Raw genomic sequence first — 20,717 nt, 5'->3', positions numbered from 1 at the left:
GGCTCGCTCTTACTTCTTCTGACACATTTCGTCGACTAATGCCGCCAGCTTTTGAACGGTTGCCGACGCAAAGATTGCCCGCAAAGGAATATCGATCCCAAATTCGCGGGAAAGTCGAGTGATGATCTGGGTACCCAACAGAGAATTCCCCCCTAGAAGAAAGAAGTTATCCTGGATCGATAAACCCGTCAGGCCCAGAAGTGACGAGATGATCTCCATGACTTTCTCCTCCGTCGGGGTAACCGCAAGCGAGGAGGCTGTATCCTGTAAGATGTTTGCTTCTTCTGGCTCAGGAAGGGCAGCAAGATCAATTTTTCCGTTGGGCGTGGTTGGTAATGCCTCCATCTGGATGAAAAATGAGGGAATCATATAATGAGGCAGGCGCCTTGCAAGCGACCTCCGTAGCCTGGAAACCTGAGGCGTGCTGTCCTCTTGGGCCACCAGATACGCGACAATACTCTTTCCTTTTCCCTGCACATCACGCACGGTCACAATACAATCTCTGATCTCTGGCTGCCGATTCAGGGCCAGCATAATTTCGTTGAGTTCCACGCGGTAGCCCGCCACCTTAACCTGATGGTCATTACGCCCGATGAACATAATTTGTCCATCATCCATCAGAAAGGCTATATCGCCTGTTTTATAGAGCCTGGAACCAGGGATGTCGCTGAAAGGATCGGGGACGAAGCGGGCAGCGGTCAGTTCTACACGGTTCAGGTAACCAAGCGAAACGGAACTCCCCCCGATATAGATTTCGCCTGTAACTCCCACTGGCACTTCTGCAAGCCGCTCATCAAGGATGTATATCCGCGTGTTCTTGATCGGCTTGCCAATAGTAGGGATGTGCTCTGGCTGCTCAAGAGGTGGAACGATCCCCGATGTTGCCACTACCGTCGTTTCGGTTGGTCCATAGTTGTTTACTAACACAAACGGCAGCCCCGGTCGAGGATGATGCGTAAGCACATCCGCCCCTGTCAGCAGCGTGTGCAACCGCGTAAAAGAGGGCCAATTAGCCTGAATCAGTTCCCCGGCGAGCACTGTTGGCACAAACGCAATAGTGATATTATGCTTGATAAGCCAGTCGCGAAGCAGGGCCGGAACCGTACGCACATCATCTTCCGCAAACGTGATACAGGCGCCAATGCTCAGATACGGCCAGAGCTCCCAGACCATTGCATCAAAGGCTGGCCCGGCTACCTGTGAGGCACGATCTTCAGTCGTCACCTGAAAAGCTGTGATATGCCAATCAACCAGGTGTAAAAGGTTGCGGTGCGTCACCTGTACGCCTTTGGGGTAGCCAGTCGAGCCAGATGTATAGATAACATAAGCAACCTCATATATAAAGCTGGCAATCTCGGGATCGCTTCCATTATACTGCCTCCACAGCGCTCTATCCGCATCCAGACAAATACTTCGCGCCTGCTTCTCCGGTATGCGCATGAGCAGCTTCTCCTGCGTCAGCACGATACGTACGTTAGCATCTTCGAGAATAAAGGCCAGCCGTTCGGGAGGATACGAGGGATCCAGAGGCAAATAAGCACATCCTGCCTTGAGAATAGCCAGAAGCCCGATAACTGTTTCAATACTTCTCTCTATACATAGAGCAACGATCTCTCCTCTTCTCAGCCCCTGTGCCTGCAAGTAGCGGGCAATCTGGTTGGCTCTGAGATTGAGCTCCCCATATGAAATCATCTGCTCATCCTTTACAAGGGCTATAGCATCCGGCGTGACTGTTGCCCATTCTGTCACCAGCCGGGTAATGCACTCAGGGAACCCCTGGTGCTCATGGGTTTCGCTCGCTACCTGTTCTGCTGTAACAGCCTGTAAAGAATATTTCCCCCCGATACTGTTCATAGGTGTATCTCCTTTTCTGCCACGATTGAGCCTCTATTGCCTCATTTCCAGAGTGACCGCTCAGGTGCACCACTGAGAAGGAACGCGATACACCTGAGCAGACATATTACTGCTTCAGCACCGCATCAATACTTCGTCGAAGCGCTGTTGCCAGATGCTGTACAGCAGATCCTACAACAATTCCTTCGTGGTCGCCGGGAACAAGGTGCACGTCAATTCCTGCCGAGGTGAAATGCTGCCAGCCTCCCGCTAGCTCTGGAGCAGCCTCGCCCTGAGACAGTCCGTACGCTTCTGCATCCTCAAGCTCCAGGAGCTTCACGCTCTCCGTCGCCCTGAAGAAGGTAATCCTTCCACTATAGGTATGAGGCACATAGGTTCGCGCTGCATAGCTGCTCATTACGATCGTTGCAAGGAAGCGCCGCGCCAGCTCTACGTCAGCATCCGCTGGCAGCATATGGATCTTTATCATTTGCTGGCAGATATACTCCAGTTGCTCTGCTAGCGAGAGCCGTTCGAACTCGCTCATCTGCATCGCGTTCAACGCCTCAAGCATCCCTTTTGCTCTTGCAACAAGGACTGCATCATCAAGGGCTGGCTGCGGTGCCGCTGTTTCGCTGCGCGGAACGGCGCTATCGATAAGAGCCAGGAAGGCCACTTCCTCACCCTGCTGTTCGAGCTGTCGGGCCATCTCAAAGGCAACAATTCCGCCAAACGACCAGCCACCGAGCAGGTATGGCCCATGTGGTTGCACTGAGCGAATTGCTTCAAGATACATTGCAGCCTGTTCCGCAATGGCCGGATACTGCCCGGTTTTCGACCATTCGGGCAAGCGCAAGGCGTAGAACGGCTGCTCAGACCCGAGCAGGCGCGATAGGTTCGCGTAACAGAACGCGGTTCCGCCAGCAGGATGGACACAAAACAGAGCCGGGTTGCTCCCCTGCGTTTGCAGCGGCACCAACACCCGATCAGTGGACGATCCGGCTGTCCGATTACGCAGGGCAGTGGCAAGTTGGGCCACGGTCGGTAGCTGGAACAGCATCTCCAGCGCAATATCCTGCTCGAACTCCTGCCGAATGCGGGACATCAAACGGATTGCAGTCAGCGAATGCCCGCCCAGATCAAAGAAGTTGCTTGATACTCCGACCGGCTGTATCTGCAAAACCTCTTCCCAGATGCGCATGAGCCGGAACTCAATTTCATCCCAGGGCGGTACAAACAATTGAGCGTTGCTTTGCTGCAATTGCTGTTGCAGCCCCTCTGCCTGCATCCGCATCAACTCCCGCCGGTCGACCTTACCATTGGGAGTGAGAGGCAGGGCCTCCAACCAGAGGAAGTACGACGGAACCATATACTCGGGCAGCCGCTCCCGCACATACTGCCGCAATTCGTCATCCGCCGGCACCAGGGCAGGATCTTCGCCCGTCATGCAGGCAACCAGGTAGCTCTCGCCCGTCTCTGCCTTGCGCAGGATGACCACGCATTCATGCACCTGCTCATGTCGGGCAAGCACTGTTTCAATCTCTCCCGGCTCGATACGGAAACCACGTACCTTGAGCTGCTGATCGCGGCGTCCTACAAATTCCAGTCGTCCATCAATCAGATACCGGACCAGATCACCGGTTCGATAGAGACGCGCCCCGGGCTGCTTGCTGAACGGATCAGGGACAAAGCGTTCTGCCGTCAGTTCAGCCTGTTGCCAGTAGCCCCGGGCCAGACCGTCACCGCCAGTGTAGAGCTCTCCTACAGCGCCAACCGGTATCGGCTGCATCTCTTCGTCCAGAACATAGACGGTTGTGTTGCTGATAGGCCGCCCTATTGGCACTGTCTCCCCTACCTGATCTTCACTCACCATCGGGTAGCAGCAGGTGAAGGTCGTATTCTCGGTCGGCCCATAGCCATTAATAACCGTTTGCCGACCACCACCCTGCCTCAAGAGCTGGCGCACTAGACCCACATTGAGAACATCGCCGCCGGCCAGAACGGTATCTACTTTCGCCAGTATCTCTATCTGCGACTCAACCATTTGATGGAAGAGCCCGGCAGTAAGCCACAGAACATTGACTGCATACTGCTGGAGCACCCGGGCCAACTCATCCAGCGCAGGAAGCTGCGGCTCAAAGACGACCAGACGAGCGCCGGTCAGCAGAGTTCCCCAGATCTCCAGGGTTGACGCATCAAAGGCCAGTGGTGCGAATTGCAGCAGAATGTTCGTTTCCCGTAACGTCAGGAAGCTGTTCTCTTTCACCAGGCGGATAATCGCGCGATGAGGAACACCCACTCCCTTCGGCGTGCCTGTAGAACCCGAGGTATACATCACGTATGCCAGTTGAAGCGCACTGGCCGCTCCATCAACAACCTCCTCTTCAAAGTCCTCCTCCTCCAATTGATCCAGGCAGAGTACAGGTAGATGCAGGTGCGGCAATTGAGCCTCAAGGGCAGAGTGCGTGAGCAGGAAACGTACCTGAGCATCGCGTATCTGCCAATGCAGGCGCTGTACTGGCAACTGAGGATCTAAAGGCACATAGGTTCCTCCGGCCTTTAGAATACCCAGGAGCGCAACGATCATATGCAAAGAACGCTCGAGGTAGAGCCCTACGGAAACTTCCGCTTCAACGCCATAGCCACGCAGTACCCGAGCCAGCCTATCTGTCTGCTGATCAAGATACGCATAGCTCCACTGCTCATCGCCATACACCAATGCAATCGCATCAGGTCGTAAAGCGACCTGCTCGGTAAAGAGTTGCGGAAGCGTAGCCTCGGCAGGATATGCGCTCTGCGTAGCGTTCCACAGGGAAAGCTGTTGCTGACGCTCTTCTTCCGTCAGCAGGTCGAGCCATTCGTACCGCTCTTCCGGCTGCTCGGCCAGCGCAGTCAGAACGCATCGATAGTAGTGGGCCAGCGCCTCTACCTGCTCTCGCGGCAACTGCTGCGCGTCTGCGCGTAGGTTCAATTGCAGGAGATCTGTCTCAACATCCAGACTGAAGTTCGCAATCAAGGTAAAGTTCGTCTGCTCGAACAGAGCGCCCTCAATGACCTGAACCTGTGCTTCCTGCTTGAGTTGCTCATACACATGGAAGTGCGTATAGTTAAAGGCCACTTCAAAGAGCGGCTCTCCTCCATGCTCCTTCTGCATCTGAGCCAACGGATAGCGCCGATGTGGCAGGAGTTCGCGCTCGGCTGCAAAGGTCTCCTCGACCAGCTCCAGCCAGCTTCCCCCTTCCAACTTCAGACGGAAAGGCAGCGAATTGAGGAAGAGCCCAAGGACCCGCTCACCATCCTGCGTCTCCGGTCGCCCGTTGAGTACCAGGCCCGTTACGCATTCTCGTTCCCCTCCGAGTGCCTGCAACACCCGCATATGCGCTGCCAGCAATACGCTCTTCAAGGGGACTGCGGCCCGGTTCGCTACCGCTCTGAGCCCCTGTACCAGCTCGGCAGATACGGATACTGCAATATCCACGACCCGTTGCTGCTGCTCTTCAGGCGTTGGCACCCGCCAGCGTGGCACCTTCACCCGCGGGATCTCTGTGAGCTGTTTCCGCCAGAAGCGCTGATCCTCCTCGCTCTGTATACTGTGCAACTCCTGTGCCACAAAGTCGCGGAAGCTTACCTCGGGCTCCGTCAGCTCTTCTGTTCTACCAGCCAGTTCGGCAGGATAGCCCCGCATGAGTTCGGTCAGCAACGAGGCCACACTCCAGCCATCCAGAATCGCATGGTGGAAGCTCACGGTAAGCTGGAACGAGTTTTCGCTGCGCCAGTGAATCTGCCAGCGCAACAATGGTGCGCTCTCCAGCACAAAGGGACGCCCTTTCTCTGCCTCTAGCCAGCGTTCTATCACTGCTTCTTGCTGCTCAATCGGCAGATCGCGTACATCTTCGACCTGTAGAGGCTCCTCGACCTGACGCCAGACCAATTGCATTGGCGCTCCATAGTGGCTCAGTTCAAAGGATGAACGCAACACCGGGTGGAGCCGATGTAGCCGCTGCATGACTCGCCGCAGCTTCAATTCATCAAACGGCGCTTGCAGATGGGCCGTGAAGATGTCATGATAGATCGCCGATTCAGGAGCATACTGACTGTGGAAGAGCATTCCCGCCTGCAACATCGTCAGCGGGTACGCATCTTCTACTCCCTCTGGTAGTCGGCTTCGCTCCTCCTCCGAAAGCAGGCTCAGCGGCTCTGTCCGCTCAAAAGGCTCTGGCTGGAGCTCGTCATGAAGCACATGTTGCGCCAACTGAGCAATTGTCGGGTACTGGAACAGATGCGGCACTGAAATCGCTAACCCCTGCTGTTGCGCCTGCGAAACAACCTGAATACTGCGGATCGAGTCGCCGCCCAGGGCAAAGAAGTTATCGGTCACCCCCACCTGGTCCAACTCAAGCACTTGCTGCCAGATAGAGGCCAGGACCGCTTCGACGGCTGTGCGCGGTGCCACAAAGGTCTCTGCCACCTGCTCACGACTCCGTTCGGGCGCAGGGAGGGCCCGCCGGTCCAGCTTCCCATTTGAAGTCATGGGAAAGGCATCCAGCAGTACAAAGGCCGCCGGGACCATGTAGGATGGCAAATGTTGTTCCACATATTCCCGCAACATGCTGATCGAGAGGCTGGACGTTCCCTCCAGCACCGCCGGGATTACATAGGCAACCAGGTATGCATCCGTCTCTCCCCGGGCCAGTACCACACACTCGCGTACCAGCGGGTGCCGCACAAGCACTGCTTCGATCTCGCCGAGCTCAATACGGAAGCCCCGAATCTTGACCTGTTGGTCAAGACGGCCCAGATAATCGAGGGAGCCATCCGGCCGGTATCGTACCAGATCGCCGGTCTTATAGAGCCGCTGCCCCGCCTCCCTGCTGAATGGATGGGGGATAAAGCGCTCGGCAGTCAGCTCCGGGCGATTGAGATAGCCATTCGAGAGGCCCGCCCCGCCGACATAGAGTTCTCCAGCCACGCCAATCGGCACTGGTAGCAAGCTTTCATCAAGGACATACAAGCTGAGATCAGGGATAGCGATTCCTATCACGCTGTTCCCTTGCACATCCGCTTCAGTCAGTGGCCGATAGGTGACATGAACGGTTGTTTCCGTGATACCATACATGTTGACGAGTTGTGGTTGTTGGTCTCCGTGGCGAGCGAACCAGGGTGCCAGGCTCCGCATATCCAGGGCCTCACCACCAAAGATGACCAGGCGTAGCGCCAGATCCTTCATTCCCTGCACTTCCTCGGCGTGAATAAGCTGGCGGAAAGCCGACGGCGTCTGGTTCAGGACAGTGACCCCTTCACGATAGAGCAGCTCATAGAAGGCTTCCGGTGAGCGGCTTTGCAGATAGGGAACAATCACCAGCCTGCCGCCATAGAGGAGGGCTCCCCAGATCTCCCAGACCGAGAAATCGAAGGCATAGGAATGGAAGAGCGTCCAGACATCTCCAGCATGGAAGTGATACCAGTCCTGCGTAGCGGCAAAGAGGCGCTCCACATTCGCGTGCGTGATTTTTGCCCCTTTCGGCGTCCCGGTTGATCCTGATGTATAGATTGTATAGATGAGATTCTCTGCCGCCAGGTTGCTCTGCGGCTTCTCATCACTCTCTTGAGCAATTGTCGGCCATTCTGTATCCAGGCAGACCAAGCACGCCGGCTGGTCCGCTAAATGCTCCACAAACTGCTGCTGTGTCAGCACAAGCGTTAATCGGGCATCATCTATCATGAAGCGAAGCCGCTCCTGTGGATAGGCAGGGTCAAGCGGGATATATGCACCACCAGCCTTGAGGATACCAACCAGACCAACAATCAGCTCCAGCGAGCGTTCCATACAGAGACCTACCAGCACATCAGGCCCGACACCATGCCGCTTCAAGAACTGCGCTATCTGATTGGCCCGCCTGTTCAGTTCAGCATAGGTCATTTGCGAGCCCTGAAGGCAGAGCGCAACTGCATCAGGAGTCATCTGCGCCTGACGCTCAAACAGTTGCTCAATGGTCTCTCCATCGGCATGGGCAAAGCTCGCCTGATTCCACAGGGCAAGCTGTTGCTGACGCTCTTCTTCCGTCAGCAGGTCGAGCCACTCGTATCGCTCCTCAGGCAGTTCGGCTATAGCGATCAGCACCTTCTGGTAATAGCCGGCTATCGTCTCTACCTGTTCCTGAGGGAAGCGCAGCGCATCGGCTCGGACGTTCAATTGCAGCCCCGTCTCTACATCCCGGCTGAAGTTTGCAAGCAAGGGAATATTCGTTTGCTCAAACATCTCTCCATCCAGTACCTGGATTTGGGATTCCTGTTTGAGCTGCTTATACACATGGAAGTGCGTGTAGTTAAAGGCAGCCTCAAAGAGCGTCTCACCACCCTGTTCTTTCTGCATCTGGGCCAGCGGATAGCGCCGATGCGGCAAGATCTCCCGCTCAGCGGTAAATGCCTCCGTTATCAGATCAAGCCAGCTTCCCCCCATCAGCCGTAAACGCAGTGGCACTGTATTCAGAAACATGCCGAGCACTCGCTCGCCGTCCCGCGTCTCGGGTCGCCCATTGAGCACTATACCGGTCACACATTCCTGCTGCCCTCCTAACCCACGCAGCACTCGCAGATGAGCCGCCAGCAGTACGCTCTTCAGCGGCACAGCACAGCGTCTGGCAACCTCTTCAAGCTGCTTTTCCATCGCTGGCGATATCGGCACTGCCACATCCACAATACGCTGCTTCCGCTCTTCAGGCGTTGGCACTCGCCAGCGTGGAAGCTGTATACGCCACTGCTCAGCCAACTGCTCACGCCAGAAGCGACGGTCGTCCTCGTTTTGCAGACTTTGCATCTCTTGAGCTACAAAATCACGGAAGCTGACAGCCGATGGTTCCGCCGTGATCTCTTGTCCCAGTAATGCAGCCTGATACCCCTGCAATAGCGCAGTCAGCAGAGTTGCAGCGCTCCAGCCATCCAACATGGCATGATGGAAGCTCAGCGTTATCTGAAACGATTCTTCAGCACGCCAATGGACCTGCCAGCGCAACAACGGGGCCTGATTCAGAGCGAAGGGACGCCCCTTCTCTTCCTCCAGCCAGCGAGCGATCTGCTGCTCCTGCACATTGGCTGGCAAGTTCCGCAGATCTTCAACCTGCAAGGGCAGCAGCACCCGACGCCAGATCAGTTGCATCGGCGAGCGATACCCGGCCAGTTCCACAGAGGTGCGTAAGGCCGGATGCTCCTCATGGAGCCGTTGCAGAGCAATCTGAAGCGCCTGAAGGTCAAACCGTGCCTGCAAATGGGCCGTGAAGATGTCATGATAGATCGCCGATTCAGGAGCATACTGACTGTGGAAGAGCATTCCCGCCTGCAACATCGTCAGCGGGTACGCATCTTCTACTCCCTCTGGTAGTCGGCTTCGCTCCTCCTCCGAAAGCAGGCTCAGCGGCTCTGTCCGCTCAAAGGGCTCTGGCTGGAGCTCGTCATGAAGCACATGTTGCGCCAACTGAGCAATTGTCGGGTACTGGAACAGATGCGGCACTGAAATCGCTAACCCCTGCTGTTGCGCCTGCGAAACAACCTGAATACTGCGGATCGAGTCGCCGCCCAGGGCAAAGAAGTTATCCGTCACCCCCACCTGGTCCAGCTCAAGCACTTGCTGCCAGATAGAGGCCAGGACCGCTTCGACGGCTGTGCGCGGTGCCACAAAGGTCTCTGCCACCTGCTCACGACTCCGTTCGGGCGCAGGGAGGGCCCGCCGGTCCAGCTTCCCATTTGAAGTCATGGGAAAGGCATCCAGCAGTACAAAGGCCGCCGGGACCATGTAGGATGGCAAGCGCTGCTGTATGTAGTCACGCAAAACAGGTACGGAGAGCGAAGAGGGATTCTCGGCATGCTCAGGTATCACGTAGGCAACCAGTCGGGCATCTGGCTGGTCATCGCTCCGCGCCATGACAGCGCACTCTCGTACAAGAGGATGCTGAGCAAGGATTGCTTCGATCTCGCCGAGCTCAATACGGAAGCCCCGAATCTTGACCTGTTGGTCGAGACGACCCAGATAGTCCAGGGTGCCATCCGACAGGAAGCGGGCCAGATCCCCCGTCCTATACATCCGTTCTCCGACCTGCGTGCTAAACGGGTTCGGTACAAACCGTTCGGCTGTAAGTTCCTCTCGCCTCCAATACCCACGAGCCAGGCCTGTCCCGCCAATGTACAGCTCACCCGGCACGCCGATCGGCACTGGCTGCAAGCGTTCATCCAGAATATAGATCTGTGTGTTGGCAATCGGGCGGCCAATCGAGAGCGGGCCTTCCACCTGCTTGACCTGAGCAACCGCAGACCAGATCGTGGTTTCGGTCGGACCATACATATTCCACAACGAGGCACAGCGGGGAAGGAGTTGCTCCGCCAGATTTGGCGGGAACGCCTCACCACCACAGAGAATCACTAGATCGGGATCTCCCTGCCAGCCTGCCTCCAGCAACAGCCGCCAGGTTGAGGGCGTCGCCTGCATCAGTGTCACGCGATGTCTGCGCAGAAGCTCGACCAGCGCTCGTCCATCCTGCGCATCCTGGCGTTCTGCCAGTACCAGCCGCGCCCCACATAGCAAGGGGAGATAGAGCTCCAGACCCGCGATATCAAAGGAGAGACTGGTAACAGCTAGCAACGTGTCCTGAGCGGTGAGGCCAGGCTGTGAGTGCATCGAATAGAGAAAGTTCAGCAGCGCCCGGTGAGCAATCTGCACTCCTTTGGGCTGGCCAGTCGAGCCGGAGGTATAGATCATATACGCGGCCTGTTCAGGATGCTGCCCTGCTGATTGCGGAACATGCTCTTCCAGCGGCTCAACAAGCGTCGACCATGTCTCACTGTCCAGACAGATGACCGCTTCCAATTGAACTGGCAGGTGCTCACGCAGATGCTGTTGGGTCAGCAAAATGGGAACCCGGGCATCTTCTAGCATGAAAGCAATCCGCTCCGCCGGATACGAGGGATCAACTGGCACATACGCCCCACCCGCTTTCAGAGTGCCGAGCAGCCCGATCACCAGCTCAAGGGAGCGCTCCATACACACACCAACGAAAGTATCTGCCCCTACACCTCTGCTCTGTAACAGGCAGGCAAGCTGATTCGCCCGTTCATTCAGTTCGGCATACGTAAGCTGCTCATCCCGGAAACAGAGGGCAACTGCATCCGGAACTTGCTTGACACGCTGCTCAAACTGCTGATGCAGGATGTGAAGATCCGCGAATTGCTCATCTGTGCTGTTCCATTCAACAAGCTGTTGATGAAGCTCAGCCTCACTGAGCATCGGTAGCTGCATGATCAAGGCATCTGTTTGGGCCACAATAGCCCGGAAGAGGGTACAGAGATGCTCCAGGATACGCCGCACAACACCCTGTTCGAAGGCCGACGGCTGGTAAGTAGCGAGCAATTCAAGCTTGTCCTGCTCAAAGGAGCCCTGGATCAGCAAGGGATAATTTGTTTGCTCGACGATACGAATCTCATGCAGCGAGAGTTCGGGTGTTGGCTTTAAAACCGATGGCTCAACCGGATAATTCTCAAAAATCAGCAGAGTATCAAAGAGCGGCTGGCCTGAAGGCATCTCACTCCAGCGCTGCACCTCACTCAACGCCGTGTACGCATACTGCCGACTCTCTACCTGCTGCTCCTGGATCTCCCTCAGCCATGCTCCCACTTCTTTCTCTTCCTTCACCCCTATCCTCACTGCCAGCGTGTTGATGAAGAGCCCTACCATTGTCTCCACTCCCGCCAGCTCCGGCGGCCTCCCCGCTACCGTCGTCCCGAAGAGCACATCTTCTGACCCACTGTACCGGCTCAGCAAGACCGCCCAGGCTCCCTGAAGCAGGGTGTTGAGCGTAACCTGCTCGCGCCGCGCCCAGCGCTGGATCTCGGCCGTCTCCTCTCGGCTCATGCGCACTCTCTGCGTTTCTACTCGCTTCTCCGTCTCAACAGCGCTCTTTGGCTGCAAGACCGGTAATTGGGTTGGTTCACTCAGTCCTGCCAGATACCTGCGCCAGTACGCTTCAGCGACTCCCTGATCCTGCTCCTGCAACCAGCCCACATACTCCCGATATGGCGCCACCGGCTCCACTTGAGGCTCTGACTCTTCGTAGTACTGAAACACCTCTTTGAGCACCAGCGAGACCGACCAGCCATCCAAAATCAGATGATGGTGGCTCCACAGAAACAGATGCTCTTCCTCGCTCACTCGGATCAACGTGAACCGCATTAACGGCGCTTGTGTTATATCAAAGCCGTACTCACGATCTTCCTGCAGTAAGGTCTGAAGCTGTATCTCCTGTTCACTCGAGCTAAACTGACACCAATCCAGCAAGCGCCAGGCGGGCTGCACCGCTCGCATCACAAACTGAATCGGTCTCCGCAAGCCTTTCCACCAGAACCCTGTTCGCAAGCTCTCATGTCGCCCAATCACCTCCTGCCACGCCCGCTCAAACTTCTCGCGCTCCAGTGAGCCCCGGAATGTACAATACATCTGCTCGACATAGAGGCCAGGCTCTGCCAGCGTGTGGAACAACAACCCCTCCTGCAACGAGGTCAGCGCATAGATATCCTGCACTCCACTCGGCAGGCTCTCCCACAACAGGTCACACTGCTCCTGGGTCAACCGCGCCAGCGGATAATCTGAGGGCGTCATCCCTCCTGCCCCCTCTGCACGGCTCTGCTCTATCAGCCGCTCTGCCGCCTCCTCAAATCCCTGCGCCAGCCGCTGGATCGTCTCTTCTGCATACTCCTGCTGACTGTAACTCCACTCCATCCGCAAACGCCCGTTCACCACCATCCCATCAACCATCAGTCGATGGCTTCTATACCCCTGCGGGCTGTGCTCAAGAGCAGCATCTACCTGGGAGACATGGAACAACGCGAGCTCCTCTCGTAGAGCGTCAAACTGTCCGAGATAGTTGAAGCTGATCTCCGCCTGCGGCAACTCCGCAAACTTCTTCCTCACCTCCTCCTTCGGATGCAGGTACCGCAACATCCCATATCCCTGACCCTTCCCCGGAATACTCCTCACCTGCTCCTTCACTCTCTTCAACTCCTCTCCCTCTCCCTTCACTCCCTCCACATCCAATAACACCGGATATATCGTCGTAAACCACCCCACCGTTCTCGTCACCTCTATCCCTTCCTCCCTCTCCTCTCTCCCATGCCCCTCCACATCCACCAGCACCCTCCGCTCTCCCGTCCACGCTCCCACCGCCTTCACCAGCGCCGTCAACAACACCTCCTGTGGCTTCATCCTGTACACCTCTCCCACCTCCTGCAACACCCCCTTCGTCCTCTCCTCATCCAACTCCCTCACCACCTGTCGGCTACTCTCCTCTCTCGCCCTCCCTGCTCCCTTCTCCACCGGCAACCCCTTCACCTGCTTCCGCTCCTCGCTCAACCAGTACGTCAGCTCTCCCTCCAGCTCTCCCCTGCTCACCACCCGCTCCAGCGACTCCGCCCACCGCTGATACGAACTGCTGCGCGGCAAGCTCGCCGGCTCCTTCCCTTCTCCCATCTGCTCATAGGCATAGTGCAGATCCGAGAGCACCAACCGCCAGGATACGGCATCGATGATCAGGTGATGGCTCACACACAGCAACTCTTCCTCCTGCTCCTGCCGCAGGCTCACCAGCCTCCACAACGGCCCCTCACTCAGCTTCAGACTTCCCTGCGCCTCCCCGATCATCCTTCTGCGCTCCCGCTCCCTCTCCTGCCCCTGAAGCCCGGTCAGATCCACATACAGCAGCCCTGCCTCCCCCTCTTCGTAAGTTTGCTTCCATTCCCCCGCTTCCTGCCGGTATCGCAACCTCAGACTCTCATGCTGCCCATACACCCACCTCCACGCTCGCTCCAACCGCTCCGCTTCCAGTCTCCCCCGGCTCCGCAACAATAGCGACTGGTTGTAGTGATGCGGCTCCGGAGATCCCTGCTCAAAGAACCAGCGCTGGATCGGCGTCAGCATCACCTCCCCGCTCGGTCGCTCCTCAACGGACTGCTCCTCAACTGGCTTCACCACCGCTGCTAGCTGTTCGATCGTCTGGTACTGGAACAGCTCCTTTGGCGTGAGCGTGAGCCCGGCCTGGGCCGCCAGGCTGATCACCTGGATCGTCAGGATCGAGTCGCCACCCAGGGCAAAGAAGTTATCATAGATCCCGACCTGCTTGACACCTAGCACCTGCGACCAGATCCCCGCTAATGTTTGCTCCTCTGGCGTTCTTGGCGCGACGAATGCTTCTTCCAGATCCGGACGGATACTCTCAGGTTTGGGCAGGGCTCGCCGATCTACCTTGCCATTCGATGTTAAGGGCAGCCGCTCCAGCCAGACAAACCCGACAGGGATCATGTATTCAGGTAAACTCTGCTGTAAACGTGCCCGCACGTCATTAACGGTCAGCGGGGTCGTGTTCGCCTGCGCGACCAGGTAGGCAATCAGGCGTTTGTCGCCCGCTCGCTCCTCTTGCACCGTGACCACAACATCTTGCACCTCGGGCAGACCAGCCAGTGCCGCTTCGACCTCTCCTAACTCGATACGATATCCTCGTATCTTGACCTGATGGTCAACGCGCCCGACAAACTCAAGGATACCGTCTTCTCGATAGCGAACGAGGTCACCGGTACGATAGAGACGCTCCCCGGGCTTATCACTGAAGGGGTCAGGTATAAACTTCTCGGCTGTTAGAGCTGGACGATTCAGGTAGCCACGCGCTACGCAGATGCCACCAATGTAGAGTTCCCCGGTCACACCAACCGGCACAGGCCGCAGGTATCGATCAAGGACATAGTGCTGTACATTTGTGATTGGCTTACCGATCGGCATAGCTCCGCTGCTCGGCGCCGACGGCTCAATCTCGTAAACTGTAGAGCCTACAACTGTCTCCGTTGGCCCATACTCGTTAAAGATTCGCACATCGGGAGCATGCACACGCCAGAAATCAAGGCTCTCACCATTTAGTGTCTCGCCACCCGTAATAAAGGCCTTTGTTCGCTGCTGCACTTTATCAGGTGAGAGTAAGCTCGTGAGGAGCTCAAAATGTGAGGGCGTTAGCTTCACATGGCTGAGTTGCTCGCTTGCCTGGAACGTGTGAGCCAGCGCCTCAACATCATGTGTATCAGGCAGCAAGGTAACAGAGGAGCCAACCAGCAGAGGAGCAAAAAGATCGGTCAGCGTGAGATCGAAGGTCAGGGAAGAATGGACAAGCGTGCCGTTCCCCTCTCGTGTATGATAAAACTTGCTGGCCCAGCTCAGGTAGTTCACGATACCCTGATGGGGAATCATTGCTCCCTTGGGCCGGCCTGTCGAACCGGAAGTATAGATCACATAGGCCAGGTTATCGGGCTTCGTCTCACATTGCGGCTTCCGGGCACTTTCTTGAGCAATCAGCCTGCTCTCCCGATCCAGACAAATTACAGACAGGTTTTCAGAAGCAGGCAGCTTTGCAAGCAGGCGCTCCTGAGTCACAAGCAGTGTAATTGCCGCATCCTCAAGTACCAGAGCCAGCCGCTCCTGCGGGTGAGTGTGATCTAGAGGAACATAGGCACCTCCGGCCTTCAAAATGCCCAGTACGCCAACCAGCATCTCAATAGAGCGCTCGACAAAGAGGCCAATCAGCATATCAGGCCCAACGCCGCGCTTTTGCAGGTAATGAGCCAGTTGATTTGCCCATTGATCGAGCTCGGCATAGGTAATACGCCTCTCTTCAAAAGTAGCTGCCACTGCATCAGGGGTAGCCTGGACCTGAGCCTCAAACAGCTCATGCAGCCGCCGATCGGGCAGAGGGCGCCCGGTTTCGTTCCACTCAGCGAGCATTCGGGCAGCTTCGACCTCCGTGAACAACGAAAGCATCGATACTTGTTGCACGTCCGCGGTCATAGACCTGAGTATCTGTTGTAGATGCCGCAACATCTGAGCCGCCATAGTCGGGGCAACCCGGTTGGTATGGTACATAATGCTCAGTTGCAAGCAGTCTTCGAGCAGGATTCCCTCTACATCAATCGGGAAGTTTGTCTGTTCAAAGGTCTCGGCCACCTGCATCTTGAGTGCGTTCCTTGAGGCAAGCAGGTCAGGATCAATCGGGAAGTTATCAAAAATCAGGATGGTGTCAAAGAGCGGCTGGCCTGAAGGCATCTCACTCCAGCGCTGCACCTCACTCAACGCCGTGTACGCATACTGCCGACTCTCTACCTGCTGCTCCTGGATCTCCCTCAGCCATGCTCCCACTTCTTTCTCTTCCTTCACCCCTATCCTCACTGCCAGCGTGTTGATGAAGAGCCCTACCATTGTCTCCACTCCCGCCAGCTCTGGCGGCCTCCCCGCTACCGTCGTCCCGAAGAGCACATCTTCTGACCCACTGTACCGGCTCAGCAAGACCGCCCAGGCTCCCTGAAGCAGGGTGTTGAGCGTAACCTGCTCGCGCCGCGCCCAGCGCTGGATCTCGGCCGTCTCCTCTCGGCTCATGCGCACTCTCTGCGTTTCTACTCGCTTCTCCGTCTCAACAGCGCTCTTTGGCTGCAAGACCGGTAATTGGGTTGGTTCACTCAGTCCTGCCAGATACCTGCGCCAGTACGCTTCGGCGACTCCCTGATCCTGCTCCTGCAACCAGCCCACATACTCCCGATATGGCGCAACCGGCTCCACTTGAGGCTCTGACTCTTCGTAGTACTGAAACACCTCTTTGAGCACCAACGAGACCGACCAGCCATCCAAAATCAGATGATGGTGGCTCCACAGAAACAGATGCTCTTCCTCGCTCACTCGGATCAACGTGAACCGCATTAACGGCGCTTGTGTTATATCAAAGCTATGCCTCTGCTCTTCCCAGCGCAATGTATACAGATGGGTCTCTCGCTCGCCCGCGTCCAGATGCTGCCAATCCAGCAAGCGCCAGGCGGGCTGCACCGCTCGCATCACAAACTGAATCGGTCTCCGCAAGCCTTTCCACCAGAACCCTGTTCGCAAGCTCTCATGTCGCCCAATCACCTCCTGCCACGCCCGCTCAAACTTCCTCAAGTCGAGTCGACCATGTAAGAAACAGCACATCTGCTCGACATAGAGGCCAGGCTCTGCCAGCGTGTGGAACAACAACCCCTCCTGCAACGAGGTCAGCGCATAGATATCCTGCACTCCACTCGGCAGGCTCTCCCACAACAGGTCACACTGCTCCTGGGTCAACCGCGCCAGCGGATAATCTGAGGGCGTCATCCCTCCTGCCCCCTCTGCACGGCTCTGCTCTATCAGCCGCTCTGCCGCCTCCTCAAATCCCTGCGCCAGCCGCTGGATCGTCTCTTCTGCATACTCCTGCTGACTGTAACTCCACTCCATCCGCAAACGCCCGTTCACCACCATCCCATCAACCATCAGTCGATGGCTTCTATACCCCTGCGGGCTGCTCTGTGCCTCAACAGCGACCTCGCTAATCTGGAATAAGGAATTCTCTTCCTGCAAAGAATCGAGCTGTCCGAGATAGTTGAAGCTGATCTCTGCCTGCGGCAACTCCGCAAACTTCTTCCTCACCTCCTCCTTCGGATGCAGGTACCGCAACATCCCATATCCCTGACCCTTCCCCGGAATACTCCTCACCTGCTCCTTCACTCTCTTCAACTCCTCTCCCTCTCCCTTCACTCCCTCCACATCCAATAACACCGGATATATCGTCGTAAACCACCCCACCGTTCTCGTCACCTCTATCCCTCCCTCCCTCTCCTCTCTCCCATGCCCCTCCACATCCACCAGCACCCTCCGCTCTCCCGTCCACGCTCCCACCGCCTTCACCAGCGCCGTCAACAACACCTCCTGTGGCTTCATCCTGTACACCTCTCCCACCTCCTGCAACACCCCCTTCGTCCTCTCCTCATCCAACTCCCTCACCACCTGTCGGCTACTCTCCTCTCTCGCCCTCCCTGCTCCCTTCTCCACCGGCAACCCCTTCACCTGCTTCCGCTCCTCGCTCAACCAGTACGTCAGCTCTCCCTCCAGCTCTCCCCTGCTCACCACCCGCTCCAGCGACTCCGCCCACCGCTGATACGAACTGCTGCGCGGCAAGCTCGCCGGCTCCTTCCCTTCTCCCATCTGCTCATAGGCATAGTGCAGATCCGAGAGCACCAACCGCCAGGATACGGCATCGATGATCAGGTGATGGCTCACACACAGCAACTCTTCCTCCTGCTCCTGCCGCAGGCTCACCAGCCTCCACAACGGCCCCTCACTCAGCTTCAGACTTCCCTGCGCCTCCCCGATCATCCTTCTGCGCTCCCGCTCCCTCTCCTGCCCCTGAAGCCCGGTCAGATCCACATACAGCAGCCCTGCCTCCCCCTCTTCGTAAGTTTGCTTCCATTCCCCCGCTTCCTGCCGGTATCGCAACCTCAGACTCTCATGCTGCCCATACACCCACCTCCACGCTCGCTCCAACCGCTCCGCTTCCAGTCTCCCCCGGCTCCGCAACAATAGCGACTGGTTGTAGTGATGCGGCTCCGGAGATCCCTGCTCAAAGAACCAGCGCTGGATCGGCGTCAGCATCACCTCCCCGCTCGGTCGCTCCTCAACGGACTGCTCCTCAACTGGCTTCACCACCGCTGCTAGCTGTTCGATCGTCTGGTACTGGAACAGCTCCTTTGGCGTGAGCGTGAGCCCGGCCTGGGCCGCCAGGCTGATCACCTGGATCGTCAGGATCGAGTCGCCACCCAGGGCAAAGAAGTTATCATAGATCCCGACCTGCTTGACACCTAGCACCTGCGACCAGATCCCCGCTAATGTTTGCTCCTCTGGCGTTCTTGGCACAACCTTCCCGTTTATGGTCACCGGGAGCTGATCCGTCCAGATAAAGCTTGCGGGCACCATATATTCAGGCAGCTTCTGTAGAAGATAAGCGCGCAAGTCCTCGGAAGTTGAGGGTATGATATTTGCTTCAGCGACCAGGTAGGCAACCAGGCGTTTGTCGCCCGCTCGCGCATCCTGCACCGTGACCACGACCTCTCGCACGTCGGGCAGGATCGCCAGCGCTGCTTCGATCTCCCCTGGCTCGATATGATACCCCCGCACCTTGACCTGTTGCCTTGATCGCTCAGGCTGGAGAGGAACAATTTCACCAGTTTTTAAGAAGCGAACCGTCTCACCTGTATTGTAGATATATGCCCCTACTTGCTCGCTAAAGGGATGGGGAAGCAGGCGCGTGGGATCAACCATCTCATCCGTACTGCCAATATACAATATCCCCGTTGCGCCGACAGGCACAGGCTGCAAGCTCTCATTGAGTATATAGCGTTCCTGACCGGTTTCCAGCAAATGGTGAAGAGGGTGCTTCTCGGGGAAAGACAGCCGTGCTTGCCTCCATTGCGCAAACAATTGAACACACTCGGCCTCGGAAAGCAGGGGCACGGCCTGAATACGCTGTTCCGGCTGAGCAACGATCCCTTCTAACAGGGTTTGCCAGTGCTCAAGCAGACGTCTAATTGTCTCCTGCTCGAAGATATCCGTGCGATATTCGAGGGCACAAAGCAGGCCTTGATCTGTCTCCATGACGATTAACGAAATGTCGAACTTTGCGACAACTGTTTCCTGAGGAAGAGAATGGATTTGGAGCCCACCCACCTGAAAAGTCGGCAATTCCTGCTGTTCCGCAAACATCACCTGAAAGAAGGGAGAGTGATTCAAGCTCCGCTCTGGCTGAAGCTCCTCTACGAGCTTTTCAAATGGCACATCCTGATGTGCATAAGCTCCGACGGTCTTCTCTCTCACCCGTGCCAGCAATTGCAGGAAAGTCGGGTTATCAGCGACATCTACCCGAACGGACAGCGTGTTCGAGAAGAAACCAATGATACCTTCTAACTCGGGCAGCGTACGATTAGCGGTCGGAATGCCAACCACAATATCTGTCTGCCCGGAATAACGGGCTAACAAAACCTGAAATGCGGCCATCAAGACCATAAATTGGGTGGCCTGCTCCCGCTGCCCGAGTACCTTCAATTGCTCATGCAGAGCCGCCGGAAGCAGGTGTTTTTCATAGGAGCCACGCGGCGATAGCGTTGCAGGTCGGGGATTATCTGCAGACAGATGCAGCGGCTTCAGATCACGTAACTCATCACGCCAATATGCGAGCGACGTTTCTAGGGCGTCACCCTGCAATCGTTGCCGCTGCCATTGTGCAAAATCTGCATATTGTATGGGGAGCTCGGGCAGTAAAGGTGCCCTCCCTTCAAGCAACGCCTCATAGCAGGCCACCATCTCCCGCAAGAAAATCTCCTCAGACCACCCATCCGAAATAATGTGATGGAACGTCAACAGCAGAATATGCTTCTCCCGCTTCAAACGAAGTAAGCAGGTGCGCAGCAATGCCCCACCGCTGAGGAAGAAAGGCCACTGTGCCTCCTGCTGGATCAGCTCCCTGACCTGCTGAGTCTGCTGCACTGGCGTCAACAGTTCTAATTGAACCAGCGGGAGGTGATACTCAACGGCAGGCGCAATCACCTGAACAGGCTGCCCGTTCTGCACCGGAAAAGTTGTACGTAGGCTTTCGTGGCGCGCGATAAGCATCGCTATACTCCGCTCCAGAAGTGGCACATTCAAATGACCGTTCAACTGAATGGAGTAGGGGATATTGTACGCTGTACTATTTGGCTCTAACTGGTCCAGTAACCACATCCGTTGCTGAGCGAAAGAAAGGGAGAGAGGCTCGGTCTCTTTTCTGGGAGGGATATGCTGCCCTTCAAGCTTACTCTGAATACCTTTTTTCTTCAATCTTTCTTTGAAAAGTGCCGCACGCTTTGCAGACAAGTCACGAGTTGTCATTCTCATCCTCACTTTATGCATTTTCAACGCGACAGGTGTATGACTCTAGTTGTGCTTTTTGAGGTGTAAGGTTGTTGATGTGCTCTCACTTTCGCCCGTTGCAGTGCAA

General features: G+C 56.5%; 2 protein-coding genes. Both read right to left on the bottom strand.

Annotation, left to right across the window (positions count from 1 at the left end):
* Positions 1-9 precede the first annotated feature (9 nt).
* Positions 10-1,854, bottom strand: coding sequence for a non-ribosomal peptide synthetase (locus tag KTH_RS14125; RefSeq protein ID WP_497619529.1), 1,845 nt, complete (start codon positions 1,852-1,854; stop codon positions 10-12).
* A gap of 106 nt (positions 1,855-1,960) precedes the next feature.
* The gene (locus KTH_RS14120) at positions 1,961-20,608 is read right to left on the bottom strand and encodes a non-ribosomal peptide synthase/polyketide synthase (RefSeq protein ID WP_497619527.1); all 18,648 of its coding nucleotides are present in this window, start codon (positions 20,606-20,608) and stop codon (positions 1,961-1,963) included.
* Positions 20,609-20,717: the final 109 nt, after the last annotated feature.

Source organism: Thermosporothrix sp. COM3 (assembly GCF_059696735.1).
This window is presented reverse-complemented; position numbering and strand designations above follow the sequence as displayed.